Origin of the sequence: Rathayibacter sp. AY1A5 (assembly GCF_002930875.1) — a bacterium.
In the GTDB taxonomy this organism is placed as follows: Bacteria; Actinomycetota; Actinomycetes; order Actinomycetales; family Microbacteriaceae; genus Rathayibacter.
Genome location: NZ_PSTM01000013.1, coordinates 1 through 24240, shown reverse-complemented (window position 1 = coordinate 24240; position 24240 = coordinate 1). Strand labels below are relative to the sequence as shown.

The window sequence follows — 24240 nt, the reverse complement described above, 5'->3', positions numbered from 1 at the left end:
TCCGCGTAGGGTTCGAGGCACACCTTCCGATGCGATCAGGAGCCCCACCGGTGGCCACACCCCCAGACCTCTCTGTCCAGCTGTACTCGGTGCGCGAGCCGCTCGCGGCCGATCTGCCCGCCACCCTCGACCGCCTCGCGGCGATCGGCTTCACCACGGTCGAGCTCTTCGGGTTCGTCGACCTGGCCGACGCCTACCGCGCGGCGCTCCCGGCCAGCGGACTGCGCGCTCCCAGCGCCCACGCCCGCCTCCTCGGCCCGCAGGGCGACGCCACCGTCGACGAGATCCTCGACACGGCCGCCTCGCTCGGCGTCGAGACCGTGATCGACCCCTTCGTCGACCCGACCCGCTGGACCACCGCGGACGACGTCGCCCGCATCGCCGACGATCTGAACGCGCTGGTCGACTCCGCCGCCGCCCGCGGCCTGGTGCTCGGCTACCACAACCACGCCTTCGAGTTCGAGAACCGCGTCGACGGCCGCAGCGCCTTCGAGCACCTCGCGGGCCTGCTCGACCCGCGCATGGTCCTCGAGCTCGACACCTACTGGGCGGCCGTCGGCGGCGACGACCCGGTCGAGGTGCTCGGACGCCTCGGCGACCAGGTGCGCTTCCTGCACGTGAAGGACGGCCCGATCTCGGCCGACACCCAGGAGCAGCTGCCCGCGGGCGAGGGCGCGATGGACGTCCCGGCGATCCTCGTAGCCGCTCCGCAGGCCCTGCCCGTGCTGGAGTTCGACGCCTACGCCGGCGACATCTTCGAGGGCCTGGAGTCGGCCCACCGCTACGTCTCGGGGCTCGGCGCATGAGCGGCACCGGCCGCGTGGGCGTCGGCGTCATCGGCGCCGGCAACATCAGCACCCAGTACCTGACCAACCTCACCGTCTTCCCCGACCTCGAGGTGCTCTTCGTCGCCGACATCGACCTCGAGCGGGCGAGGACCCAGGCCGAGGCCTTCGGCGTCCCCGCCTCCGGCACCGTCGAGGAGCTCCTCGCGCACGAGGGCATCGAGATCGTCGTGAACCTCACGATCCCGGCCGCGCACGTCGAGGTCGCGCGCCGCGCGGTCGAGGCGGGCAAGCACGTGTGGACCGAGAAGCCCTTCTCGCTCGACCGCGACAGCGGGATCGAGCTGCTCGCGCTGGCGAAGGACAAGGGGCTGCGCGTCGCGACCGCTCCCGACACCTTCCTGGGCGCGGGCCTCCAGACGGCGCAGCGCGTGATCGAGAGCGGAGCCATCGGCACGCCGCTCTCCGCCCTCACCCTCTTCCAGGGCCCCGGCCCCGAGTCGTGGCACCCGAACCCGGAGTTCTTCTTCGCCGAGGGCGGCGGACCGCTGCTGGACATGGGCCCGTACTACATCACCACGCTCGTGCAGAACCTCGGCCCCGTCGAGAGCGTCACCGCCGTCTCGTCCCAGGCCCGCGCCACCCGCGTGGTGGGCTCCGGCCCGAAGGAGGGCACCGAGTTCCCGGTGACCATCCCGACGCACATCGGCGGGCTGCTCCGCTTCGAGTCCGGGGCCTCGGCCCAGGGCGTGTGGAGCTTCGAGTCGAGCCTGCCGCGCACCGGCTTCGTCGAGATCAACGGCTCCGAGGGCACCCTCGTCCTCCCCGACCCGAACCAGCACGACGGAGAGATCACCCTGCACCGCCGCGGGTCCGCCGAGCCGGAGGTCATCGCGGCGACCGGCTCGACCGCCTCCCGCGGCACCGGCGTGCTCGAGCTCGCCCGTGCGATCCGGGCCGACCGCCCCGAGGCCGCCTCCGGAGACCTCGCGTACCACGTCACCGACGTGATGCTCTCGCTCCTCGAGGCCGCCGAGACCGGCGAGAAGGTCCTCGTCACCAGCTCCGCGACGCCCCGCCCCGCACTGCCCGAGAGCTGGGACCCGACCGAAGCGACCCTCTCCTGATGCCCGCGCCCCTGCGCGTCGGCGTGCTCGGCGGCGGCTTCATGGCGGCCGTGCACAGCCGCGCGGCCCGCAGCGCCGGAGCGGTGCTCGCCGGAGTCGCCTCCTCCACCCCGGAGAAGGGCGAGCGGGCGGCGGCCGAGCTCGGCGTCGAGCGCGCCTACCCGGACGCCCGGGCCCTGATCGAGGACGAGAGCATCGACCTCGTGCACGTCTGCACCCCGAACGCCACGCACGCCGCACTCGCGCTCGCGGCGATCGAGGCGGGCAAGCACGTGGTGTGCGAGAAGCCGCTCGCCGCGACGCTGCGGGAGGCGGAGTCGCTCGCTGCGGCCGCGTCCTCCGCCGGCGTGGTGGCGACCGTCCCGTTCGCCTACCGCTTCCACCCGATGGTGCGCGAGGCCCGTGCCCGCGTCGCCTCCGGCGAGACCGGCCGCCTGGTCACCGTCCGCGGGAGCTACCTCCAGGACTGGCTGCTGGGCGCCTCCGACGACAACTGGCGCGTCGACCCGGCCGCCGGCGGCCGCTCGCGCGCCTTCGGCGACATCGGCTCGCACCTGGTCGACCTGCTGGAGTTCGTCACCGGCGACCGGATCGACTCGCTCGCCGCGATCACGAGCACCGTCCACGCCGAGCGCGGCGGCCGCCCGGTGAGCACCGAGGACGTGGCCGGCCTGATCGTCCGGCTCGAGGGCGGCGCCGTCGGCACGCTCCTCGTCTCGCAGGTCACCGCGGGCCACCGCAACGAGCTGGTGCTCGAGGTCTCCGGGCTGGAGGAGTCGCTGCGCTTCGAGCAGGAGCTCCCCGAGACGCTGTGGGTCGGCCGGCGCGACAGCGCCCTGCTGGTGCCGCGCGACGCCTCGATCCTCGCGCCCGATGCGGCCCGGCTCTCGATCGTGCCGAGCGGTCATCCGATGGGCTATCAGGACGCCTTCACGGCGTTCGCCCGCGACACCTACGCCGCCGTGGCGGGCGCCGACGTGGAGGGTCTGCCGACCTTCGCCGACGGCCTCCGCGCGGCGCGCATCACCGAGGCCGTGCTCGACGCGGCCGAGACAGGCGCCTGGGTGACCGTGCCCGCCGCCGACGACCGGACGGAGATCGCCGCATGAGCGACGAGAAGACCTACCCCGCCACCCACCCCGTGACGCTGTTCACCGGGCAGTGGGCCGATCTGCCCTTCGAGGAGGTCGCCCGACTCGCCGCCGAGTGGGGCTACGACGGACTCGAGATCGCGGCCTCGGGCGACCACCTCGACCTCAAGCGCGCGGACGAGGACGACGCCTACGCCGCCTCGCGTCTGGAGATCCTCGACCGCTACGGCCTCGAGGTCTTCGCCATCTCGAACCACCTCACCGGCCAGGCCGTCTGCGACGACCCGATCGACTTCCGCCACAAGGCACTCGTGCGCGACTACACCTGGGGCGACGGCGACGCGGAGGGGGTGCGGCAGCGCGCCGCCGAGGACATGAAGCGCTCGGCGCGGGTCGCCCGCAAGCTCGGCGTGGACGTGGTCGTCGGCTTCACCGGCTCGAAGATCTGGCCCTACGTGGCGCAGTTCCCGCCGGTCCCGGCCTCCGTCATCGACGAGGGGTACGAGGACTTCGCGACCCGCTGGAACCCGATCCTCGACGAGTTCGACGCGAACGGCGTGGTCTACGCGCACGAGGTGCACCCGTCCGAGATCGCCTACGACTACTGGTCGAGCGTGCGCACCCTCGAGGCGATCGGGCACCGCCCGGCCTTCGGCTTCAACTGGGACCCGTCGCACATGATGTGGCAGGACATCGACCCGGTCGGCTTCATCGTCGACTTCAAGGACCGGATCTACCACGTCGACTGCAAGGACACCCGCCTGCGCCCGAAGAACGGCCGCGCCGGCGTGCTCGGCTCGCACCTGCCGTGGGGCGACCCGCGCCGCGGCTGGGACTTCGTCTCGACGGGGCACGGCGACGTCCCGTGGGAGGACGCGTTCCGCGCGCTGGAGTCGATCGGCTACTCCGGCCCGATCTCCATCGAGTGGGAGGACGCCGGGATGGACCGCCTCCACGGCGCGAAGGAGGCCGTCGGCTTCATCCGCTCGCTGCTCTGGAGGACCCCGACCGCGTCGTTCGACGCCGCGTTCTCGAACCAGTAGCCGCGCGGCTCCCCTCGGCGGGATCCCGCTCCGGCCCGCAGCGCACGTCGCGCGCGCCGGGTCGGGGTCCCGCAGGCGGGGGTGGGGTCAGTCGGCGGCCTTGGCGGCGCGCTCGGACTTGATTCGGGCCTGCTCGCGGCGGACCTCCGCGTAGCGGTTCTGCTCGACGCGCAGCCACTCGGGGACCTCGTCGAGCAGGGCCTGGATCTCGGGAGTGGTCAGCGCCTCGGTGACGCCGCCGCGGGCGAGCCCCGAGATGGAGACGTTCAGCCGGGAGGCGATGACGGAGCGGGGGTGCGGCCCCTCCTCGCGCAGCTGCACGAGCCAGGCGGGCGGGTTCGCGGCGAGCTCGTCGTACTGCTCGCGCGTGATCGCCGACTCCTGGAACTCCTCCGGGGTCGCGGGCAGGTAGACCTGCAGCTTCTTCGCCGCGGTCGCAGCCTTCATCGTCTGTGTCGCCTTGGCCATGCGGCAACCCTACCGGCGCGGCGCGGACCACCTACCCTGAGGGGATGAGCGAGCAGCCCGAGACCGTCGACCCGCAGGCCGCTCCCGAGGCGGAGGGGCGTCCGGAGGGCGGGGCGGACGCGACGGCGGACGACGCGTCGGCCGGATCGGGTGCGGTCGGCGCCGGAGCCGGAACCGAGTCGGACGACACGGACGGCGCCTCCGAGGACGGCGACTCCGACGACCTCGACTCCGACGACCTCGACTCCGACGATCTCGACTCCGACGATCTCGACGCCGAGGACAGCGACTCCGACGCCGCCGACTCCGACGCCGGGGACGCCGTCCCCGCCGGCCCCGTGCTCGCCGTCGCCCTCGTGCCCGGCGTCACCCCCACCAAGTGGACCCGCGTCTGGGGCCAGCGCCGCTCCGATCTCCCGCTGCGCATCACCGTCGTCGCCGAGCGCGATCAGGAGCAGGCGCTGCTCGACGGCCGCGCGCAGCTGTCGTTCGTCCGCGGCGACGTCTCCTCCTCCGCCCTCAGCTCCATCCATCTCTACGACGAGCAGCCCGTCGCCGTCGTCGGCCGCGAGCACGCCCTGGCCGCCGCGGACGAGCTCGAGGTCGCCGAGCTGGCCGGCGAGCACCTCCTCCAGGATCCGGAGGACGTGCCGGAGTGGGCCGCGGTCGCCGAGGAGCTCGCGGACGGCTCGCGGCGCCCGCTGCCGCGCATGGCCGGCCTCGACGACGCGGTCGAGCAGGTCGCGGCCGGCGTGGGCGTGCTGATCGTGCCGCAGTCGGTGGCGCGCGTGCACAGCCGCAAGGACGTCACCGCGGTGCCGGTGACCGGCGTCGCTCCCTCCTCCGTCCGCCTCGCCTGGGTGACGGACGACAAGGGCGACGACGTCGAGGACTTCATCGGAGTCGTCCGCGGCCGCAGCGCGAACACCACGCGCGGAACCGCCGCGACGCCGAAGGTCGAGTCGCGGGCGAAGGCCGCCAAGGCGAAGGCGCGGGAGGCGCGCGAGAAGACGGAGAGGGCCGGCGGCGGCAAGAAGAAGCCGGCCCGCGCCAAGGCGTCCGCGGCGGCGGTGCGGCGCACCCGCAAGCCCCGCGGCCGCTGACCGTGGCCGACGACGCCGGCTGGTCGCTCCGCCCCGCGACCGCGGAGGACGCCGCGGCGATCGCCGAGCTGCGCGCGGTCGTCATGCGCCCGTCGCTCGAGACGCTCGACCGCTACGACGAGCACCGCGTGCGGCACCGCTTCCTCGACGGCTACCGGCCCGAGCTCACCCGGGTGATCGAGCTCGACGGCGCCTTCGCCGGGAGCATCGCCGCGCGGGTCGAGCCGGACGCGGTCTGGATCGAGCACTTCTACCTGGCGCCGCACGCACAGGGACGCGGAGTCGGCGGCGCCGTCCTGCGCCGGGTGATGGCGGAGGAGGCGCGGCCGGGTCTGCCCTTCCGGCTCGACGTGCTGAAGCGCAGCGACGCCCGCCGCCTCTACGAGCGGCACGGCTTCCGGTTCGAGCGCGCTCTGGAGTGGGACGACATCCTCGTCGCGCCGCCTGTCTCCTGACCCCTGATCGGGGAGGACGACGGGGCGCGGGCCGCCGCTAGCATGAGCGCGATCCCCTCCGCCGGGTCGGCCGCAGGGCGACCTCCTCCTGGAAGCAGGCACTCCGCCGTGTCCCCGCTCGTTCTGAGGTCCGCCGCCTCCGCGGTCCTCGTCGCCGCCCTGGCGATCACCTCCAGCCCGCTCGCCTCCGCCGCATCGGCGGCCGCGCCGTCGGCCGCCCCCGTCGCCGCATTCGGCGCCGCCTCCGATGCGCCCCGCTCGATCGTGCTCCCCGAGGGGCAGCCTCTCTGGCAGCCCAGCGCCGAGTCCCCCCTGCCCGCCGTGCCGGACGAGGCGCCGAGCGCCGCCCGTGCGAGCGCTGCGGCGTCGATCAGCGGCCGTGTCGTGGTCGAGGAGGCCGACGGCTCGATCGCGACCACCACTCCCCGCGGCGCCCTCCTGAACGTCGAGGTCTGGTCGAGCGAGGCGGGGCTCCTCGGGAACCACTCCGTCGCCGGCGACCTCACCTTCAGCATCGACGGGCTCACCGCCGGGCAGACCTACTACCTGCTGATCAAGGACAACGCCGACCTGTACGCCGACCTCTGGTTCGGCGGCAGCGCCGTCGCCCGCAGCGCCGAGCCGCTTCAGGCCCCGGCGGCCGGCGTGCAGCTGCGCACCGCACGGCTGGGGTCGCTCGAGGGACGCCTGAGCGGCGTCGCGGGCGACCAGCGCGTCGACATCTGGTACCGCGACCCGGGAACCGACGGCTACTTCCGCACCGGCGAGCTCGACCTGATCACGGGCGGCGACAACCCGTACTCGTTCCAGCAGGTCGTCCCCGGCGACTACCTCGTCCGGGCGTCGAGCCGCGACGACGTGATCGACGACAGCTACTGGGACCACGTCCTCCGCTCGGGCGACGCGGGCGACGTGCGCGTCCCGGTGGGCGGATCGGCCGCCGGGATCGACCTCTCGCTGAGCAGCGACTACCAGCAGTACACCGGCCGCCTCGCCGGATCGGACCGCTACGCGACCTCGGTGGAGGCGACGGGCTACTTCTCCCCGGGCATCCCGGTGCTCTACGTGGCCAGCGGGGCGAACTGGCCGGATGCGCTGAGCGCCGGCCCGGCCGCCGCCGCCCTCGGAGGCGCGCTCCTGCTCACCGATCCCGACCGCCTGCCTCGGGTCGTCTCCGACGAGATCCGCCGCCTCCGCCCGGAGCGGGTCGTGGTCGTCGGCAGCGAGCTGAGCGTGAGCCCCGGGGTTCTCTCCGCGATCCGCTCGATCGTCGGCGGCACCGAGCGCATCGGCGGGACGGACCGCTACGACACCTCCCGCCGGATCGTCGCGGACGCCTTCGGCGCCGGCCCCTACTCGAACATGTTCGTCGCGACCGGCACGAACTTCCCCGACGCCCTGTCGGCCGCGCCGATCGCCGGCTGGCGTGCGCAGCCCGTGCTGCTGGTCGACGGTGCGACCTCGGGCGCCGACTCCGCGACCGAGACCGCAGTGCGCGACCTGGCGCCGGAGCACGTGGAGTTCCTCGGCGGCGACCCCTCGATCCGGGACGCGTACGTGGCGGACTTCGCGCGTCGCGGCCTCGCCCCCTCGGTCTCGAGGATCGCCGGCCGCGACCGCTACGAGACCAGCGTCGAGCTGAACAGCGCCTACCCCCAGTCGCTGCTGCAGGACAGCGTCTTCCTCGCCGCGGGGTCCTCCTTCGCCGACGCCCTCTCGGGAGCGACGACGGCGGCGGCCCTGGGCTCGTCCGTGCTGCTGACCGAGCGCGACTGCGTGCACGACTCGACGCTGCGCTTCCTGGCCTCCAACTCGAAGAACTACGCGTTCCTGCTCGGCGGGGAGCCGACGCTCACCGAGGACGTGGCGAACCTCCGCAACTGCGAGTACGACTTCTGACGACGCGTGCTCCCGGGGTCCGGGGCTAGGGTGCGAGCATGCCCACGAGCGATGAGACCTGGACCCTGGCCGAGCACGACGTACCGGTGTACCGCAGCGGTGAGGGCGGCCGCGCGCTGATCCTGATCCACGAGGTCTGGGGGGTCGACGGGCACATCCGCTCGGTCGCCGACCGCTACGCGGCCGAGGGCTACAGCGTCGTCGCCCCCGAGCTCCTGGCCGACAGCGGCCTGCTCGAGCAGCTCGACGAGGAGCAGCGCGCCGACTACGACCACCCGGTGCGGCGCCTGCCGCGCCAGGTCGAGCTGCGCACCTTCTTCGCCCCCGTCTTCACTCCGGAGCACGCGACGCGCACCGTCGCGATCCTCCGCGCCCTCGTCGAGCGGCTCCTGCGCCAGGAGGGCGCGACCAGCGTCTCCGTCACCGGGTTCTGCTACGGCGGCACCTTCTCGTGGGCGCTCGCGCTGGCCGAGCCGCGGCTGGCGGCGGCCGTGCCGTTCTACGGGCACGTCACCGCGTCCGCCGAGGAGCTCGGCGCGCTGCAGGTGCCGGTGCTGGCGTTCCTGGGCGATCAGGACGCTCCCCTCGTCGAGCAGGTGCCGCGCATCCGCGAGGCGACCGAGGGCAAGGACGTCGAGGTCGTCGTCTACCCGGGAGCGGGCCACGCCTTCTTCAACGACGCGAACGAGCAGACCTACCAGGCCGAGGCGGCGACCGACGCCTGGCCGCGGGCGCTCGCGTTCCTCGGAGCGCACGCGGGCTGAGCGGGCTGTGCGGGATCAGCGGGTGAGGATCCACGCCACCAGGTAGCTGCGCGAGTCGGCGCTGTCGATCGAGGAGTCCGGCAGGCGCTCCGCCCGCGCGAGAGCCGCGGCCGGGTCGCTGGTCGCCTGCAGCATCAGCACGTAGTCGGCGAGCGGCGCGCCTGGGGCTCCGGCCACGAGCTCGTCGACCCGCGAGGGGTCGGGGAGGAACGCGGTCGACGGCGGCATCGGGATCAGCTCGATCCCCAGCAGCGCCGAGGGTGTCGCGTCGAAGAAGGTGGCGTAGTCGCGCTTGCCGCCCCAGTTGATCGCGACGAACGGCGCTTCGAAGCCGACCGGCGTCTCCGGGCTCAGCCAGAGGTCTGCGGCCGCCTGCGTCTCGAGGGAGAGCAGCCAGCGCGCCTCCTCGAGCAGCGGCGCGTTCCCGGAGGCGGCGGCCCAGAGGGCGAGGCCGTTCCAGGCGTTGACCGCCTCGGACACCGACTCCTGGTCGTTGCCGTCCCGGGCCGGCGCGAGCCCCGAGGCCCAGGAGTGGCCGCGGTACGCGTCGAACACGCGCAGCCGCGGGAACTCGGCGGTGTCGACGGGAGAGGCGAGATCCAGGGCGAGCAGGTCCGCGACGGTCCGGTACCGCTCGAGGAGGGACGGGTCCTCGGCGGCCAGCATCCCGACGGCGGAGAGCAGGTAGCCGTAGTGGAAGTGGTGGTCGTTGAACGCGTCGGACCCGAACGACGGCGCGGAGCCGACGACGCCTCCGAGCACGGGGTCGTAGACGACGCACTTCACGGCACCCGGTGCGCAGCCGCGCGGGTCGAGCCACTGGTCGAGCTCGGCGGCGATCCGGTCGTGCAGGTCGGCCGCCACCTCCTCCAGGCCGAGGTCGACGGCGAGACGGTGCAGAGCAGCGGCGCGGTAGAGCTCCTTGCCGGCTCCGTAGGTGTCGGGCGCGGCGAAGCGGGTGGCCGCGGCGTCGAGTGGCACCTGCGTCCGGAGCGTCGTCTTCTCCTCGGCCGTGAGGGAGCCGAGATCGAGCGCCCCCGACTCGACGATAGTGGGGGCGGCGCGGGAGAACGACGTTCCCGCACGGAGCCCCACCCGGCCGTAGAGCGTGTCGTAGCCGATCGCCCCCTCGGCCCCGAGGCCGAAGAACGTCTCGGCGCCGCCCTCGGTCCGCAGCGCGTAGGTCGTGGTGGTGGTGCTCGCCGTGACGTCGTGGGAGACGCTCGCGCCCTCGAGGGGCACTGCACGACGCCGAAGCTCGTCGATCCGCGCCCTGCTCGCTCCCGGAGGCACCGCGAAGAGGAGCAGCGTGCCGTCCAGCGTCATCCGGGGGAACGCATCGAGGGCGGCGGCGGGCGCCACCAGCCCGTACCGCTGTCCGCCCGCGGTGACCAGGAGCAGGCCGCCGGCCGCGCGCTCGGGAGCGGTGGCGCCTCCGATCAGCACCGTCTGGGCGCTCTCGGTCCGGTAGGAGGCGTAGGGCCAGCCCTCGGCTGCGACGAGCTCACCGGCACCCGCGAGGCTCCAGTGCGCGACGAGGTCGTCGAACGCGGAGAGCGCCACCGCGCTCGAGGGGACCGTCACGGTGAGATCGTCCCGGGCGAGGGCGTAGACGGTCCGCGGAGCCGCCTCCACGATCGGGAGGCCCACGGTGAAGCCGTCGGCGCGCGGCGTGACGGTGAGGATCCCTGAGTAGAGCGGGAGATCCTCCCCGAACACCGGTCCGGACACCCACGAGTTCGTGGGCGGCCGCACCCCTTCGGCAAGCCGCGCCGTCCCCGCGTAGGGGCCGGGGACCTGCGGCAGCTCCCGCGCGTGCACGGACGCTGCCACGGCCCAGTCGGACGCGGAGCCGTCGGACGTGCATCCGGTGAGGCCTGCGATCGCGAGGGCGAGAGCGAGGGCCGCCCCCGCCCCGCGCCTCACCGCGCGAACCCGCCCGGCGTGAAGAGCCTGCCGAGCTGGGCGACCAGCCAGCCGCCGAAGCCGTCGCCGTCGTCGCGGAGCCGCACCTCCGCCGCGACGGGAGCTCCGACCACGGTGTAGTCCTGCGTCGTGATCTCGTCGGTGCGCGCGCGGATGACGGTCGTCGCCCGCCCCTCGTGGAACCGCTCCACCTCGACGTCGTAGATCTCGGCGTCGACGGTCGTCCCGTCCGGCATCGCCACGGCGACGGTGCCGCCGATCGGGACCCGCGAGTAGTCCCGGGCGCCGAGCACGAACTCGCTCTCGAGGTGGATCGAGTCCGAGATCGCGACGACCGCGATCATCTGGTCCTCCTCGACGAAGGAGCCGATCTCGGCGTCGACCGACGTGACCACGCCGTCCAGCGCCGCCGTGAAGACCATCAGGCCGCCCTCCTCGATCCGGTAGCCGACATCGGCGCTGGTGAACGTCTTCGTCTGCATGTCGGACTCGAGGACGGTGCTCTGCAGGCTGAAGAGCACGTCGCCCTTCTCCACCGCGTCGCCGCGGGAGATCGTGAGGTCCTGGATCGTGCCCGCGTAGGGCGTCCCCAGCGAGTACTCGTCGGTGACGAGCTGAGCGCTCGCCGCCCGCACGGTGAGCGAGGAGTTGTTCGCGTAGACCAGGCCGGCGGCGGCGACGCCGAGCGCGAGGGCGCACGAGGCGAGGAAGCCGAGCCAGCGCAGCGCGGTCATGCCGCACCCACGGCGAGTCCGTGGCGTCCCGCGGCGGCGGGGCCGCTCGGAGCGACCACCTCGGCCCGGGCGGCGCGCTTCAGGAGGACGTGCTCGCGCGCCGCGATCACCGCGAACGCTCCGAGCGTGAGGGTGTTCAGGACGTTCCAGGCGAGCGCCACCGAGTACTCCGCGGTCCACTCCGCCTTGAGGAAGCCGACGACGGAGGTCGCGGCCAGGAACACCAGGAAGACCATCTGCACCTTGATGAAGTTGAAGGGCGAGGCGGCCTGCCCGGTCGCGCCCGTCGAGGTCCAGGCCGGCTTCCGGCCCGCGAGAGCGAGGAAGAACGCCTTCGTGTACATCGGGAAGGTGACGGTCGACAGCAGCAGCGTCTCCCACCGGAACGAGCCGATGATGAACAGCGCGAGCCCGATCTGCAGCACGTAGAACCCGCAGTAGAAGAGGATCCACTCGACGAGCGGCACCTCGAGGCTGACCGGCGTGATGTTCAGGTAGATCTGCAGCGGGGGCAGCACGATCAGGCCCAGCGGCACGATCCCGGTGAAGTAGAACGTGACGGTCATGAAGTACTGCACGCGCTGGTCGGTCGTGAGCCGGCGCTTCGGCGAGAACGGGTTGTGCTTGAGCAGGATCTCGAACCCGCCGACGGCCCAGCGGACCTGCTGGCGGACGAAGGCCTCGATCGTCTCGGGCGTGCGCCCGACCGCGAGGGTCATCGGCACGAAGATCGAGCGCCAGCCGCGCTCGTGCACGAAGATCGACGTCCAGATGTCCTCGGACTGCGAGCCCTCGTACATCCCGCCGATGTCGTCGAGGGCCTTGCGGCGGAAGACGGCGTTGGTGCCCACGCAGAAGGCGGAGTTGTACTTGTTCTTGCCCGGCTGGGTGAGGGCGTAGAAGACGATCTGCATGTAGGCGGAGCCGCGCGAGATGAAGTTGTGCGCGTTCCCGTAGACCTGCGGGGCCTGCACGAAGGCGACGTCGTCGTGGGCGAAGAAGGGGAGAGTCTCCTCCAGGAACTCCGGCACGGTCACGAAGTCGGCGTCGATCATCACGGCGAAGTCCGAGTCTGTCAGACGGAGCGCGTGGTTCACGTTGCCGGCCTTGGCACCCGCGCGGTCCTCGCGCACCACGTACCGGACGCCCAGGCGCTCGGCGATCGCGGCGACCTGCGGGTCGTCCCCGTCGTCGAGGAGCCACGTCACGTGGGTGCCGCGCATGTCGCGGGCCGCACGGGCCGTCTCCTCGATGATCGCGGGGTCCTCCCTGTAGGTCGTGATGAAGACGTCGACGGTGATGCGGCGGCGGCCGAGGTAGAGGTCCTCGCCGATCGGGATGCCGTCGACCGGGCTCCCGTAGAGCGTCGCTCGGGCGGAGTGGAAGGCGGAGTCGCGCGGGTCGTACGTGCTCGACAGGGCGGTCCACATCGTGAGCGCGGCCTGGCCGATCAGGTAGAGCTCGCAGATGATGACGATGGCGAACGGGAGGGGGTCGCCGATGTTGCGCGGGTTGAGCAGGAAGGCGCCGTAGAGCAGCGCGCCGGCGCCGGAGAGCAGCACGATCATGATGAGCGAGGGCGACTGCTGCTTGGCGCGGCTGGTGACGGCACGGGGGCTGGCGACGCGCTGCTGGCGCGTCAGGAGCGGGCGGATCTCGGGTGGAGAGGGAGGAACAGGGCGGGCGGGGGTGCTGGGGTTCACGGGTGAGCTCTTCGGGTAGGTGGAAGCGGGGGCCCGGAGCGTCGTCGGTCGGGGGTGCCGGACGGCGCGCCGGAGGAGCGCCTGTGCGCGCGTTCGGCTCAGGTCGCTGATGCGCCGCGGTCCGTCGGGTACGGCGCGGGCGTCGGGGCCGCGGTCCCGTCGGGTACGGTGTCGCGGTGCGGAGGCCGCCCGTCATCGGGGATGTCGGCGGCGGTCCCCATGTTCGACCTGGGAGAGTGCCGGGACAAGAGCCGGAAGAGGACGTGTCCGCTAGCGGACACCCCGTTCCGACACCGCGGCTCCGCGGCGCTGAGCTCGCCGACGGCCGGCGTCAGCGCGGTCGGACCGGCAGCCAGCCCCGCCGAGACGCGAGCACGCCCGCCTGGAAGCGGCTCTCGGCGCCGAGCAGCTCGAAGAGACCGGCGATGTGCCGACGGCAGGTGCGCACGCTGAGGTCCAGCCGTGCCGCGAGCGCCTCGTCGGTGAGCCCGGCGGCGAGGCCCTGCAGGATCGACCGCTGCACCGCGGAGAGGGAGGGCTCCTCCTCGGCACCTGCCGCGTGCAGGGGCGCTGCGAACTCCCACGCCGCGTCGAAGACGCGCGCCAGGGTCGCCGCGAGCTCGGAGGAGCGGACGACCAGGGCGGCGCGGTCGTCCTCGTCCCGGGAGCGGGCGACGATCGCGAGGGAGCGGTCGAAGACCACCAGCCGGAAGGGCAGCACCGGGAGGGTCCGGAACCTCGCGCCCAGCGGCTCGAGCTCCGCGACCGAGCGCCGGAGGGCCGCGTTGTCGCGGCGGCGGTCGTGGTACAGCGTCCGTCTCGCGATACCGCGCCCGAGCAGCTCGCGGTCGACGGCGTCGCTCGCCTCGTGCCGCTCCACGCTGCTGGTGCCGGGAGCGGCGATCAGCACCTCCTCCGAGGCTCCGCGCTGCAGGTCGAGGAGCAGCCGGAGGACGGTCGCCGGGTCCTCGATCACCTCCACCTGCTCCGCGGCGGCAAGGGCGCTGCGGGCGCTCCGGTAGGCGGGGACGAGGGCCATCAGCTCGCTGCGGCGGCGGGTGATCCCGGTCTGCAGCTCGAGGAGGCGCCGCTCGTCGTCGGCGATCAGCTCGGCCAGGGCGATGTCCGGCGCGGCCGTGGCGAGCGACTCCGCCCCCGCGTGCAGCGGAGCGAGCAGCCGGAGCCCGATCAGCTCGTCGCGCGCCTCGCGGAGGCCGTCGACGGTGACGCCGAGCTCGTCCGACGCGCTCTCGAGCGACCAGTCTCCGCGCACGGACGCGTGCAGGTACAGCGCGATCGCGTTCTCGCTCAGCACCGGCGGCCCCCCGTTCTCCCGACCCTCCCGAGTGTAGGAGGCGCGCACTCAGCGCCGCCGCGCGAGAACCGCGACGACGGCGAGCTCACCGGCGAGGACCAGCGCCACCGCTCCGAACACGGCCGGGCCGACCAGCGCGGCGAGCGGAGTGAGACCGGCGTTCGCGAGGAGGGGGGCGAGGAGACCGATCACGACGCCGGTGCGGCGGGCGGGGGGCTGCCGGCGGGCGACGGCGACGACGCTCAGCGAGGTCGCGGCGGCGGCCGCGAGCACGAGCACGAGGACAGCCGCGGGGTGCGGCTCCCCGAGCAGGAGCAGCGCGGCCAGCGCGGCCCAGGCGAGGGCGCCTCCGGCGGCGACGGGGCCGAGGTGCGGGGTGGCGGCGGGTGCAGTGGCGGTCATGGTGCGTCCTCTCGTCGTGGTCCTCAGAGCCTCGCGGAGGCCCGTCGGCGGAACCAGATCAGCATCCGGGCACGGCAGCATCCGGACATGCGGCGGACCCCCGGCTCCGCGCGGGGCGGAGGGTCGGGGGACCACCGGACGCCCGGGCAGGCTCCGGCCGTGGCAGCATCCGGTCAGCCGGCCTCGCGCAGCCTCCCGCCGGCGAGGTGGAGGCTGCGCTGCGCACGGCGCGACGGCGGAGTCGTGGGTGACGTCGACTCCTGCTCCCCGGGCGCCCGCTCTTCCCGGGGCGGTGCCCGCGGTCGTAGGCTCGCGCTCATCCGCAACGGGAGGGGCCGACGATGACCGCCACGAGAGAGACGTCCGCCCCGCCCGAGCTCAAGCGCGTGCTCGGCCCCAAGCTGCTGCTGCTGTTCGTGGTCGGCGACATCCTCGGCACCGGGATCTACGCGCTCACCGGGCAGGTCGCGGCCGAGGTGGGCGGGGCCGCGTGGCTCCCCTTCGTGATCGCGTTCGTCGTCGCCACGCTCACCGCCTGCTCCTACCTGGAGCTGGTGACGAAGTACCCGCAGGCGGCGGGCGCCGCGCTCTACGCGCACAAGGCGTTCGGGATCCACTTCGTCACGTTCCTCGTCTGCTTCACCGTGATGGCGAGCGGGATCACCTCGGCCTCCGCCGCCTCGGGCGCCTTCGCGAGCAACTTCGCGATCGGCTTCGGGCTCGGGGACGGCGCGGGGACGCGGCTGAGCATCGCGCTGGTGTTCATGGTCTGCATCGCCCTGGTGAACCTGCGCGGTGTCGCCGAGAGCGTCGGGCTGAACGTGGTGCTCACCCTGATCGAGCTCTCGGGCCTGCTGCTGGTGATCTTCGTGTGCTTCTTCGCGGTGTTCGGCGGGCAGGCCGACTTCTCGCGGGTGGTCGCGTTCGAGGCGCCGGAGGACAAGTCGCTGCTGCTCGCGGTGAGCACCGCGACCTCGCTGGCGTTCTTCGCGATGGTCGGATTCGAGGACTCCGTGAACATGGCGGAGGAGACGAAGGAGCCCAGCCGCATCTTCCCGCGCGTGATGCTCACGGGTCTCGGCATCACCGCCGTGGTCTACGTGCTCGTGTCCACGCTCGCCGTCGCGATCGTCCCCGTGGGGGAGCTGGCCGGCAACGACACTCCGCTCGTCACGGTCGTCGAGGCCGCGGCGCCCGACTTCCCGATCTCGACGCTGCTGCCCTTCATCTCGCTCTTCGCCGTGGCCAACAGCGCGCTGATCAACATGATGATGGCCAGCCGCCTGCTCTACGGGATGAGCCGCCAGGGCGTGCTGCCGCCGTTCCTGCAGAACGTGCTGCGCGGACGGCGCACGCCGTGGGCCGCGATCCTCTTCACGACGGTGATCGCCCTGCTCCTCACCGCCTACGTGTCGCGCGACCCCTCCGACCCCATCGCGGTGCTGCTGGGCGGGACCACGTCGCTCCTCCTGCTGGCGGTCTTCGCCGTCGTCAACGTCTCCGTGCTGGTGCTGCGGCGGCAGCCGGTCGAGCACCGTCACTTCCGGACCCCCACCGTGCTGCCGGTGCTGGGCACGATCGCCTGCGTCTACCTGGTGCTGCCGATCACCTCGGGACGCGACACGGCCCAGTACGGGATCGCGGGGGTGCTGCTCGTGATCGGCGTCCTGCTCTGGGCGGCGACCTTCATCGACCGGCGGGTCCGCGGCTATGCGCGCACCGCGGCGATCGCTCCGGAGGAGCTCGACGCCGATCCCGCGGAGGACGCATCGGGAGCGCACAGCGACGGCATCGGCCGGTCATAGCCGATCCATAGGGAACTCCCGATACTGGAGTCATGAGCACCCCGGTCCCCTCGAAGCACCTCGCCCCCGCGCAGCGCACCCGCCTGAAGCGGGCCGACGGGACGCCGATCCGCGTCCTCGTCGTCGACGACGAGAGCACCCTCACCGACCTGCTCCAGATGGCTCTGCGCTACGAGGGCTGGGAGGTGCGCACCGCCGCCGAGGGCCGCGCCGCGATCACGATCACCCGCGAGTTCCGGCCCGACGTGATCGTGCTCGACGTGATGCTCCCCGACATCGACGGCCTCCAGGTCCTGCAGCGGGTCCGCGCGGACGGCAGCGAGACCCCGGTCCTCTTCCTCACCGCGAAGGACGCGCTCGACGACCGGATCGCCGGGCTCACCGCCGGCGGCGACGACTACGTCACCAAGCCCTTCTCCCTCGAGGAGCTGGTCGCCCGGATGCGCGGACTCATCCGCCGCAGCACCCTGCTCGCCAACGACGCGGACGACCCCGAGGTCGTCGTGGGGGACCTGGTGCTGAACGAGGACAGCCACGAGGTCCGCCGGGGCGGCGACGAGATCGAGCTGACCGCCACCGAGTTCGAGCTGCTGCGCTTCCTGATGCGCAATCCGCGCCGCGTGCTCAGCAAGGCCCAGATCCTCGACCGGGTCTGGTCGTACGACTTCGGCGGCAAGTCGAGCGTGGTCGAGATCTACATCTCGTACCTGCGCAAGAAGATCGACGCCGGCCGCTCGCCGATGATCCACACCGTGCGCGGCGCCGGCTACCTCCTGAAGCCCGCCGACCAGTGAGCCGCACCGGCCGCCCGTCGCTCGGCGACTTCGCGACCCGCTCCGCCCTCCGCAGCTCCCGCCGCGGCCGGCGCGCGCCGTGGACTCTGCGGCGGCGGATGGTCGTCGCCGTGGTCGCGCTCGTCGCGGTGACGGCGGGCGTCGTGGGAGCGGTCAGCGTGCTCTCCGCCCGCTCGATCCTCTACGGCAGCACGGACGCGTCGCTCAGCCAGTCGGTCACGCGCCTCCAGGACTTCGACGGGCCGAGCCGCTTCGGCGGGTCGAGCGCGATCGAGCAGGCCACGACCTGCCCGAGCGGATCCTTCGGCGGCGGCCCGAGCCAGAACCTCAGCACCATCACCGCCGTCCAGGGCTCGGACGGCTCCTTCATCGGCGCCTACGTCGACGCCGACGGGGTCTGCCGGCAGTTCTCGGACCCGGCCGACTCGGTGCTCGCGGCGGCCGTCGCCGCGGGGGGCGAGGAGGCGACCATCGAGTTGCCCGGGAGCCTCGGGACCTACCGCGTGCGCGCGGCGGCGGTCGAGGGCTCCGTCGTCGTCGTCGGCGTCCCCCTGGGCGAGGTCGCCGAGACGCTCGCCTCCCTCACCTGGGTGGTCGTCGTGGTGGTGCTGCTGGCGATGCTGCTGGTCGCCCTCGTCGCCACCGCGATCATCCGCGTGGCACTGCGGCCCTTGGAGCGGGTGGAGGCGACGGCGACCCGCGTGGCCGAGCTGCCGCTGGACCGCGGCGCCGTCGAGCTGGTCGAGCGGGTCCCGGAGGAGGACGCCGACACCCGCACCGAGGTCGGGCGCGTCGGCGCCGCCTTCAACCGCATGCTCGACCACGTCACCGGTGCTCTGGAGTCGCGGCAGGCGAGCGAGGACAAGGTGCGGCAGTTCGTCGCCGACGCCTCGCACGAGCTGCGCACTCCCCTCGCGGCGATCCGCGGCTACGCGGAGCTGCCCCGGCGCGGCGGGACCGAGCTGCCGGAGTCGGCGGCCTACTCCCTCGACCGGATCGAGTCCGCCGCCACCCGGATGACCTCGCTGGTCGAGGACCTCCTCCTGCTCGCCCGCCTCGACGAGGGCCGCGACCTCGAGAAGGAGCCCGTCGACCTGACGCTGCTCGTGATCGAGGCGCTGTCGGACGCGCACGCCGCGGGCCCCGACCACGAGTGGGACCTCGAGCTCCCCGAGGAGCCGATCGAGATCCGCGGCGACGGCTTCCGGCTGCACCAGGTGGTCGCCAATCTGCTGCGGAACGCGACCGTGCACACGCCCCCCGGCACCCGGGTCGTGGCGGCGCTCGCCGAGGAGGTGTCGGAGGGGCGGCCGATCGCAGTCGTGACGGTCACCGATTCCGGCCCGGGCATCGCGCCGGAGCTGGTGCCGGTGCTGTTCGAGCGCTTCGCCCGCGGCGACTCCTCCCGAGCGCGCACGACCGGATCGACGGGGCTGGGCCTGGCGATCGTGGCGGCGGTCGTCGACGCCCACGGCGGGCGCGTCATCGTCGCGTCCGAGCCGGGGCGCACGAGCTTCCGCGTCGAGCTGCCGGCGGGCTGAGGGCCGGGACGGCGGTCTCCCGCCGCCCGCCCTACACCGAGACGCCCAGCCGGCGGCGCGCGTCGTCGAGGGTCCGCACCACGGCGACCACCTCGTCGAGCGGGTGCAGCGGCGACTCGGTGCGCCCCTCCGTCACGTACTGCGCGACGTGCAGCGCCTCCCAGGCGAGGCCCTCGCCGCCCTGGAGCGGCGTCTCGTCGATCCACGACCCGTTCTCGGAGCCGCGGGTGAGCGTCACGCCGCCCGGCGTCCAGAACGACGGGTGCACGTCGATCCGCCCCGCCCGCCCCGCGACGCTCGCCGCGTGGCGGGTGTCGGCCAGCACGGTCGAGGTGGCGACCGACTGCACCCCGTGCGCGTGGCTGCCGACGATCGTCGCGGTCGCGTCGACGCCGGTCGAGGTCATGCTGCCGGCGACGACGGTGCTCTGCGGGGTGCCCGCCACCATCGAGACGAAGGAGGAGGCGTAGACGCCGACGTCCAGCAGGCCGCCGCCCGCGAGCGCCGGGTCGAAGATGCGGCTGGAGGGGTCGAAGTCGAAGGCGGCGCCGAAGTCGGCCGAGACGACGGCGGGCGCGCCGACCGCCCCGTCGGCGAGCAGCTGCCGCACGACGTCCATGTGCGGCAGGTAGCGCATCCACATCGCCTCCATCGCGAAGACTCCGGCGTCGCGCGCGGCGTGCACGATCATCTCGGCCTCGCCCGGGGTCGGCGCGAACGGCTTCTCGACCAGGATGTGCTTGCCCGCGGCGATGGCGAGCAGCGCCTGGCGGGCGTGCTCCGAGTGCGGGGACGCGATGTAGACCACGTCGACCTCCGGATCCTCGACCACGGCCTCGTAGCCGGCCGAGGCCCGCTCGATCCCGAACCGGCTCGCGAACCGCTCCGCGCGCTCCAGCGAGCGGGAGCCCACCGAGACCACGCGCTGCCGGGTGTGCTTCTGCAGCGCCTCGACGAACGAGCCGGCGATCGAGCCGGGCGCGATCACCCCCCAGCGCAGGACGGGGGAGTCGAGGAGGGAGGGGAGTCGGGGCTCGGGGAGCGTCAGTGCCATGCGTCCACGCTAGGGCCCCGTGCCGGCGGGGGCGAGGGGGTGCGCGGCGGTCCCCTAGGGTGTGACGGCACGCGCAGTCGCGGGCGGAGGAGGACGTCATGCCCGAGTGGTACACCCTGGGCGTCGTCGCCCTCGTGATCGTCGCGGTCGTCGTCGCGATCGTGCGCTTCCGGTTCAACCCGGTGCTGGCGCTGGCCGTCGGAGCCGCCGCGATCGGCCTGCTCACCGGGCTCGGCCCCGTCGACACCGTCTCCACGATGACCACCGGCTTCGGCGAGGTGATGATGGAGGCGGGCCTCCTGATCGGCTGGGGCGTGCTCATCGGCGCGATGCTCAACGAGATGGGCGCCGTCGTCCGGCTCGTCGAGGGCCTGCTGCGCGTCTTCGGCCGCCGAGGGATCCCCTACGCGCTGGGCCTCTCCTTCGCCACCTACCTGCAGACGATCTTCGTCGACGCGCTGATCGTGATCGCGGCCCCGCTCGCCCGCCGGATCGCGCCGCGGCTGGGGCGCGCGGGCACCGGCATCGTCGCCGTGACCTTCGCCGTCGGGCTCGAGACGGGCATCGTGATGATGGTGCCCGGCTTCGCCGCGGTCGCGCTCGCGGGGCTGCTCGGCGTGCCGCTGGGCGTGATGATGCTCGGCGGATTCGCGGTGGTGGCGCCGACGGTCGTGGTCACGATCCTGCTGATGTCGCTCGCGTTCCGCCTCGGCTTCTGGGACCCGGCGCGCGACGAGCAGCTGGTCGTGCGCGACGACACGACCGGGCTCGCGACGGTGGGGGCGTCGCCCGCCGCGGACGTCGGACGGCTGCCGTCGTTCGGAGCGCGGGGGAGCGGCGGGGCGTCCTCGAGCGGAGCCGGAGCGGCATCGGGCGGCTCGTCCGGCTCGTCCGTCGAGGACGCGGCGGGTCCCGCCGGAGCGCAGGACGCCCACGCCGCCCGCGAGCGCCCGCTCCTGCTCCTCTTCGCGCCCATGCTCCTCGCCCTCCTGCTCATCGCCGCGCAGGCGGTGCTCACCGTCTCCGGGATCGAGCTGCCGGTGCTGCAGTTCCTCGGGAACCCCGTCATCGCGCTCCTCCTCGCCGTGATCGGCACCGGAGTGGTCGGCCGGTCCACCGTGGGAACCGCGCGGATGGAGAAGGCGGTCGCCAAGGGCTTCCAGGACGGCGGGCAGATCTTCCTGCTCACCGGCGTCGGCGGGGCGCTCGCCGCGGTGATCGCGCAGGGCGACCTCGGCGAGATCCTGAAGGGCTACTTCTCGACCTCGGCGACCGCGCCGCTGCTGCTCGTCTGGGTGATGGCGGCCGTGCTGCACATCGCGGTCGGCTCGGTCACCCTCTCGGCGATCACGGCGGCCGGAGTCGTCGCGCCGGTCGCCGCGACACTCGGCCTCGACCCTCTGCTGATCGCGCTCGCCGCGGGCTCCGGCGCGCTGTTCTGCATCCACGTCACCTCGAACACCTTCTGGCTGCTGCAGAGCTTCCTCGGCCAGTCGGTCCGCGGCGCCCTCAAGTCGGTGACCGTCGGCGTCTCCCTCGCCTCCGTCCTCGCGCTCGGCGCCACGCTCGTCCTCTCCCTCTTCCTCTGACCGGGACCTGCTTCCTCCTCTCGCCGGATGCCACTCGGGCACCCGAGTCGCCGGGCGAGGCGTTCAGAACAGGCATCTCGCGGAGGTGACCCGGCCGACACGTGACGGAAACATGGAGCCTCTATCTTCCTGAGAGGGTTCACATCCGATTCGGAGATCCAGACGCCGACGGGGGCCCGATCCGTTCCGTCACGCCTCGACAAGGGAAGAACTCCGCTTGAGATCTCGAACCGCCCTCGCCTCCGGATGCGCCGCGCTCGCGCTCGCCGCCGGCGGCCTCCTGGTCGCCCCACCGGCGACCGCCACGACGACAGCACCCGCCGACTACACCCGCGTGGACATCGTGCGTCCGCCGTCCGCTCCGATCGCGGTGCCGACCAGCTACCCGCAGCAGACCCCGCTGACCGAGGTGCCCGTCGACCCGACCGACGCCTCGCTCCTGCGCGGAGTCACCCCCTACGACGCCATCGCGCCGCAGCTGAACGCGCTCGCCGCCCGCTCCGACCGGGTCTCGACCCAGGTGGTCGGGAAGTCCGGCCTCGGCCGCGACATCTACCTGGTCACCGTCACCGCCCCCGAGACCGAGGCCGAGACGGCGCAGCAGGCCGAGTGGCGCGACCGGCTCAAGTACGAGCCCGCCGCCGCGGCCGCCGACGCCGACCTGATGGACGGCTACAAGGTGCCGGTCTGGTTCAACGGCAACATGCACGGCAACGAGTGGGAGGGCAGCGACGCGATCCTCGAGTACATCGAGGGCGTCGCCACCGCCGAGGACGCGGAGACCGAGGCGCTGCTCGAGGGCAACCGCCTCTACTTCACCGTCACCAACAACCCCGACGGCCGCGCCCTCGGCCAGCGCGCCGTCGCCGCGGGCTACGACCCGAACCGCGACATGATCACCGGAGCCACCAGCGAGGCGGCCGTGATCCGCGACCTCTCGAGCGTGCTCCAGCCCACGTACTTCATCGACATCCACGGCTACACCGGGATCCTCCAGGTCGAGCCCTGCGGCCCGCCGCACGGCGAGAACTACGAGTACGACCTCTTCCTCCCGCACGCCTACGCGACCGCGCTCGAGATCGAGCGCCGCGTCGTCGAGGCCGACGTGCCCGGCAACACCTACCTCGCCGAGGACGGCAGCGCCACCACGGACAACACCGGGAAGATCCTCATCCCCTACCGCGACATCCGCGCGGGCTGGGACGACTGGCCCCCCATCTTCGCCCCGCAGTACGTCGCCTTCCAGGGCGCGATCACCAACACGGTGGAGCTTCCGCTCGGCCGCACGGCCAACAGCACTCCGGAGGAGATCGCCCAGGGCCAGGCCAACGCGGACATCGACGTCGAGGTCGCCGGGATCGTCATGGACGCCTCCGTCGACTACATCGAGGCCAACCGCGACGCGCTCCTGAGCAACCAGGTCGCCATCTTCGAGCGCGGCGTCACCGGCGCCCCCGCCATCGAGATCCCCGCCGACGTCTCCGCGGCCGACCTGCCCGCGGGCGTGCCGACCGAGTGGACCGAGATATGGGACGAGACCGACGTCTACACGACCGAGTACCCGCGCGCCTACGTCATCCCCGTCGACGGCACGCAGCGCTCCGTCTCGGACGCCGAGACCCTCGTCGCGCAGCTGCTCGCCCACGGCGTCGAGGTGTCGCGGACCACGGCCGCCACGAGCGTCGGAGGAGTCTCCTACCCCGCGGGCACCTACCTGGTCGACATGCACCAGTCGGTCCGCGGCCTCGCCAACGTCCTCCTCGCCGACGGCAGCGACATCTCGAGCCGCGTGCCCGAGATGTACGACGTCTCGGCCTGGAGCCTATCGCTCCTCTGGGGCGCCGACGTGCAGGCGATCGGCTCCACCACCGACGCCCTCCCGGCTGTCGGCCTGGAGCCGGTGACCGCCGTGGCTCCGGTCGGCTCCGTCCCGGCAGGCGCCGATTACCTCGCCTTCGAGCCGCGCGGCGTCCTGGAGTACCAGGCCGTCAACGCGCTGCTGGCCGACGGCGTCGCCCTCGAGCAGTTCGAGGACGGCACGATCGCCCTCCGTGCAGACGCCGCCGGGCTCGCGGCCGCCGAGGGAGCCGCCGCCGCCTTCGGCGTCGACTTCACGGCGACCACCGCCGACCGCGTGCGCGCCGAGGACGGGAAGGCGCTCGACGCCCTCCGCGTCGCCTACTCCGGCACGAACGAGGACCGCGACGCGCTGGCCAAGCTCGGCTTCGCCGACGCGGTCGCCGTCGACGCGGCCGCGCTCACCGCGGGCACCGCGACCCTCGAGAGCGCCGACGTGCTCTACGTGGGACGCGCCCTCTCCTTCACCCCGGAGCAGGCCGCAGGCCGCACCGTGGTCGAGGAGTTCCTCGCGGCGGGCGGCGACGTCGTCGGCCGCGGTGGCGCTGGAGCGGCCTTCGTGTCCGACTTCGGCCTGGCCGAGCTGACTGCGCAGACCGGCACGAGCGGCTCCAACGGCATCGTCTCGGTCGAGACGCCCGGCGGCGGAGTCCTCGGCGACTACCCGCAGGACACCGCGTTCGTCTCGCCGGCACTGTGGTTCGCCGGCTTCGACGAGTCGGTCGCGGTCGAGCAGAGCTACTCGGAGGACGGCACGTTCGTCGCCGGGCACTGGGTCGACTCCG

Annotated in this window: 20 protein-coding genes; 13 read left to right on the top strand and 7 right to left on the bottom strand. The window is 73.2% G+C overall.

The features are described from left to right. Positions 1–50 precede the first annotated feature (50 nt). From C5B98_RS10510 to C5B98_RS10495, 4 genes are read left to right on the top strand one after another with little or no spacing between them, the layout of a single operon-like run. Complete coding sequence (locus C5B98_RS10510; RefSeq protein ID WP_258063498.1) at positions 51–806, top strand: sugar phosphate isomerase/epimerase; 756 nt, start codon at positions 51–53, stop codon at positions 804–806. Further along, on the top strand, positions 803–1912 hold the full coding sequence (locus tag C5B98_RS10505; RefSeq protein WP_104327766.1) for a Gfo/Idh/MocA family protein: 1110 nt from the start codon (positions 803–805) through the stop codon (positions 1910–1912). Before C5B98_RS10510 ends, C5B98_RS10505 begins: the two co-directional genes overlap by 4 nt. Further along, positions 1912–3021, top strand: coding sequence for a Gfo/Idh/MocA family protein (locus C5B98_RS10500; RefSeq protein ID WP_104223640.1), 1110 nt, complete (start codon positions 1912–1914; stop codon positions 3019–3021). The genes C5B98_RS10505 and C5B98_RS10500 overlap by 1 nt, the downstream gene beginning before the upstream one ends. Then, complete coding sequence (locus tag C5B98_RS10495) at positions 3018–4046, top strand: sugar phosphate isomerase/epimerase (RefSeq protein ID WP_167299019.1); 1029 nt, start codon at positions 3018–3020, stop codon at positions 4044–4046. Before C5B98_RS10500 ends, C5B98_RS10495 begins: the two co-directional genes overlap by 4 nt. Positions 4047–4133: 87 nt before the next feature. Here C5B98_RS10495 and C5B98_RS10490 read toward each other — a convergent pair whose 3' ends face one another. Beyond that, positions 4134–4514 (bottom strand): DUF5997 family protein, encoded by a 381-nt coding sequence (locus C5B98_RS10490; protein WP_104223641.1) that lies wholly within the window; start codon positions 4512–4514, stop codon positions 4134–4136. Between the two features lie 44 nt (positions 4515–4558). On the opposite strand from C5B98_RS10490, the gene C5B98_RS10485 reads away from it, so the two are divergent. From C5B98_RS10485 to C5B98_RS10470, 4 genes are all read left to right on the top strand, one after another. Beyond that, positions 4559–5617 carry a LysR substrate-binding domain-containing protein gene (locus tag C5B98_RS10485; RefSeq protein WP_104327765.1) on the top strand — a complete coding sequence of 353 codons (1059 nt, stop codon included), beginning with the start codon at positions 4559–4561 and terminating at the stop codon, positions 5615–5617. A gap of 2 nt (positions 5618–5619) precedes the next feature. Beyond that, positions 5620–6072 (top strand): GNAT family N-acetyltransferase, encoded by a 453-nt coding sequence (locus tag C5B98_RS10480; protein ID WP_258061255.1) that lies wholly within the window; start codon positions 5620–5622, stop codon positions 6070–6072. Between the two features lie 108 nt (positions 6073–6180). Continuing rightward, on the top strand, positions 6181–7971 hold the full coding sequence (locus tag C5B98_RS10475; RefSeq protein ID WP_104327764.1) for a cell wall-binding repeat-containing protein: 1791 nt from the start codon (positions 6181–6183) through the stop codon (positions 7969–7971). A gap of 38 nt (positions 7972–8009) precedes the next feature. Continuing rightward, on the top strand, positions 8010–8735 hold the full coding sequence (locus C5B98_RS10470) for a dienelactone hydrolase family protein (protein ID WP_104223644.1): 726 nt from the start codon (positions 8010–8012) through the stop codon (positions 8733–8735). 15 nt (positions 8736–8750) lie between these two features. Here the strand turns inward: C5B98_RS10470 and C5B98_RS10465 are convergent, their stop codons facing one another. The 5 genes from C5B98_RS10465 to C5B98_RS10445 all read right to left on the bottom strand — a co-directional run bounded on the left by C5B98_RS10465 (position 8751) and on the right by C5B98_RS10445 (position 14815). Continuing rightward, positions 8751–10568, bottom strand: a complete 1818-nt coding sequence (locus tag C5B98_RS10465) for a glycosyl hydrolase (protein WP_181065520.1) — start codon at positions 10566–10568, stop codon at positions 8751–8753. Between the two features lie 89 nt (positions 10569–10657). Further along, entirely contained in the window at positions 10658–11395 is a 738-nt protein-coding gene (locus C5B98_RS16995; RefSeq protein ID WP_104247768.1) for a biotin/lipoyl-binding protein, read from the bottom strand. After that, complete coding sequence (locus C5B98_RS10455; RefSeq protein ID WP_104266760.1) at positions 11392–13098, bottom strand: glycosyltransferase family 2 protein; 1707 nt, start codon at positions 13096–13098, stop codon at positions 11392–11394. Before C5B98_RS10455 ends, C5B98_RS16995 begins: the two co-directional genes overlap by 4 nt. 331 nt (positions 13099–13429) lie before the next feature. Further along, entirely contained in the window at positions 13430–14413 is a 984-nt protein-coding gene (locus C5B98_RS10450) for a helix-turn-helix transcriptional regulator (RefSeq protein WP_104324518.1), read from the bottom strand. Positions 14414–14461: 48 nt separating this feature from the next. Further along, positions 14462–14815, bottom strand: a complete 354-nt coding sequence (locus C5B98_RS10445; RefSeq protein ID WP_104247765.1) for a hypothetical protein — start codon at positions 14813–14815, stop codon at positions 14462–14464. 341 nt (positions 14816–15156) lie between these two features. On the opposite strand from C5B98_RS10445, the gene C5B98_RS10440 reads away from it, so the two are divergent. From C5B98_RS10440 to C5B98_RS10430, 3 genes are read left to right on the top strand one after another with little or no spacing between them, the layout of a single operon-like run. Further along, positions 15157–16620, top strand: a complete 1464-nt coding sequence (locus C5B98_RS10440) for an APC family permease (RefSeq protein WP_104247764.1) — start codon at positions 15157–15159, stop codon at positions 16618–16620. A gap of 32 nt (positions 16621–16652) precedes the next feature. After that, positions 16653–17414, top strand: coding sequence for a response regulator transcription factor (locus tag C5B98_RS10435; protein WP_104249813.1), 762 nt, complete (start codon positions 16653–16655; stop codon positions 17412–17414). Beyond that, positions 17411–18955: a cell wall metabolism sensor histidine kinase WalK gene (locus C5B98_RS10430; protein ID WP_219814375.1), complete on the top strand. Its 1545-nt coding sequence runs from the start codon at positions 17411–17413 to the stop codon at positions 18953–18955. Before C5B98_RS10435 ends, C5B98_RS10430 begins: the two co-directional genes overlap by 4 nt. Before the next feature lie 31 nt (positions 18956–18986). Here C5B98_RS10430 and C5B98_RS10425 read toward each other — a convergent pair whose 3' ends face one another. Then, positions 18987–20009 carry a Gfo/Idh/MocA family protein gene (locus C5B98_RS10425; RefSeq protein WP_104249814.1) on the bottom strand — a complete coding sequence of 341 codons (1023 nt, stop codon included), beginning with the start codon at positions 20007–20009 and terminating at the stop codon, positions 18987–18989. A 98-nt stretch (positions 20010–20107) separates the two neighbouring features. Here C5B98_RS10425 and C5B98_RS10420 point away from each other — a divergent pair, with 98 nt between their 5' ends. Continuing rightward, a complete protein-coding gene (locus tag C5B98_RS10420; protein ID WP_104249815.1) occupies positions 20108–21598 on the top strand; it encodes a GntP family permease in 1491 nt (496 codons plus the stop codon). 217 nt (positions 21599–21815) lie between these two features. Beyond that, on the top strand, positions 21816–24240 hold a 2425-nt coding region (locus C5B98_RS10415; protein ID WP_104327763.1), incomplete at its 3' end, for a M14 family zinc carboxypeptidase.

What these genes read in the sequence shown, in the direction of transcription:
- C5B98_RS10440 (WP_104247764.1), top strand. Translation starts at nt 15,157, where the DNA reads ATGACCGCCACGAGAGAGACGTCCGCCCCGCCCGAGCTCAAGCGCGTG.
- C5B98_RS10500 (WP_104223640.1), top strand. Translation starts at nt 1,912, where the DNA reads ATGCCCGCGCCCCTGCGCGTCGGCGTGCTCGGCGGCGGCTTCATGGCG.
- C5B98_RS10435 (WP_104249813.1), top strand. Translation starts at nt 16,653, where the DNA reads ATGAGCACCCCGGTCCCCTCGAAGCACCTCGCCCCCGCGCAGCGCACC.
- C5B98_RS10420 (WP_104249815.1), top strand. Translation starts at nt 20,108, where the DNA reads ATGCCCGAGTGGTACACCCTGGGCGTCGTCGCCCTCGTGATCGTCGCG.
- C5B98_RS10425 (WP_104249814.1), bottom strand. Translation starts at nt 20,009, where the DNA reads ATGGCACTGACGCTCCCCGAGCCCCGACTCCCCTCCCTCCTCGACTCC.
- C5B98_RS10505 (WP_104327766.1), top strand. Translation starts at nt 803, where the DNA reads ATGAGCGGCACCGGCCGCGTGGGCGTCGGCGTCATCGGCGCCGGCAAC.
- C5B98_RS10445 (WP_104247765.1), bottom strand. Translation starts at nt 14,815, where the DNA reads ATGACCGCCACTGCACCCGCCGCCACCCCGCACCTCGGCCCCGTCGCC.
- C5B98_RS10485 (WP_104327765.1), top strand. Translation starts at nt 4,559, where the DNA reads ATGAGCGAGCAGCCCGAGACCGTCGACCCGCAGGCCGCTCCCGAGGCG.
- C5B98_RS16995 (WP_104247768.1), bottom strand. Translation starts at nt 11,395, where the DNA reads ATGACCGCGCTGCGCTGGCTCGGCTTCCTCGCCTCGTGCGCCCTCGCG.
- C5B98_RS10495 (WP_167299019.1), top strand. Translation starts at nt 3,018, where the DNA reads ATGAGCGACGAGAAGACCTACCCCGCCACCCACCCCGTGACGCTGTTC.
- C5B98_RS10490 (WP_104223641.1), bottom strand. Translation starts at nt 4,514, where the DNA reads ATGGCCAAGGCGACACAGACGATGAAGGCTGCGACCGCGGCGAAGAAG.
- C5B98_RS10470 (WP_104223644.1), top strand. Translation starts at nt 8,010, where the DNA reads ATGCCCACGAGCGATGAGACCTGGACCCTGGCCGAGCACGACGTACCG.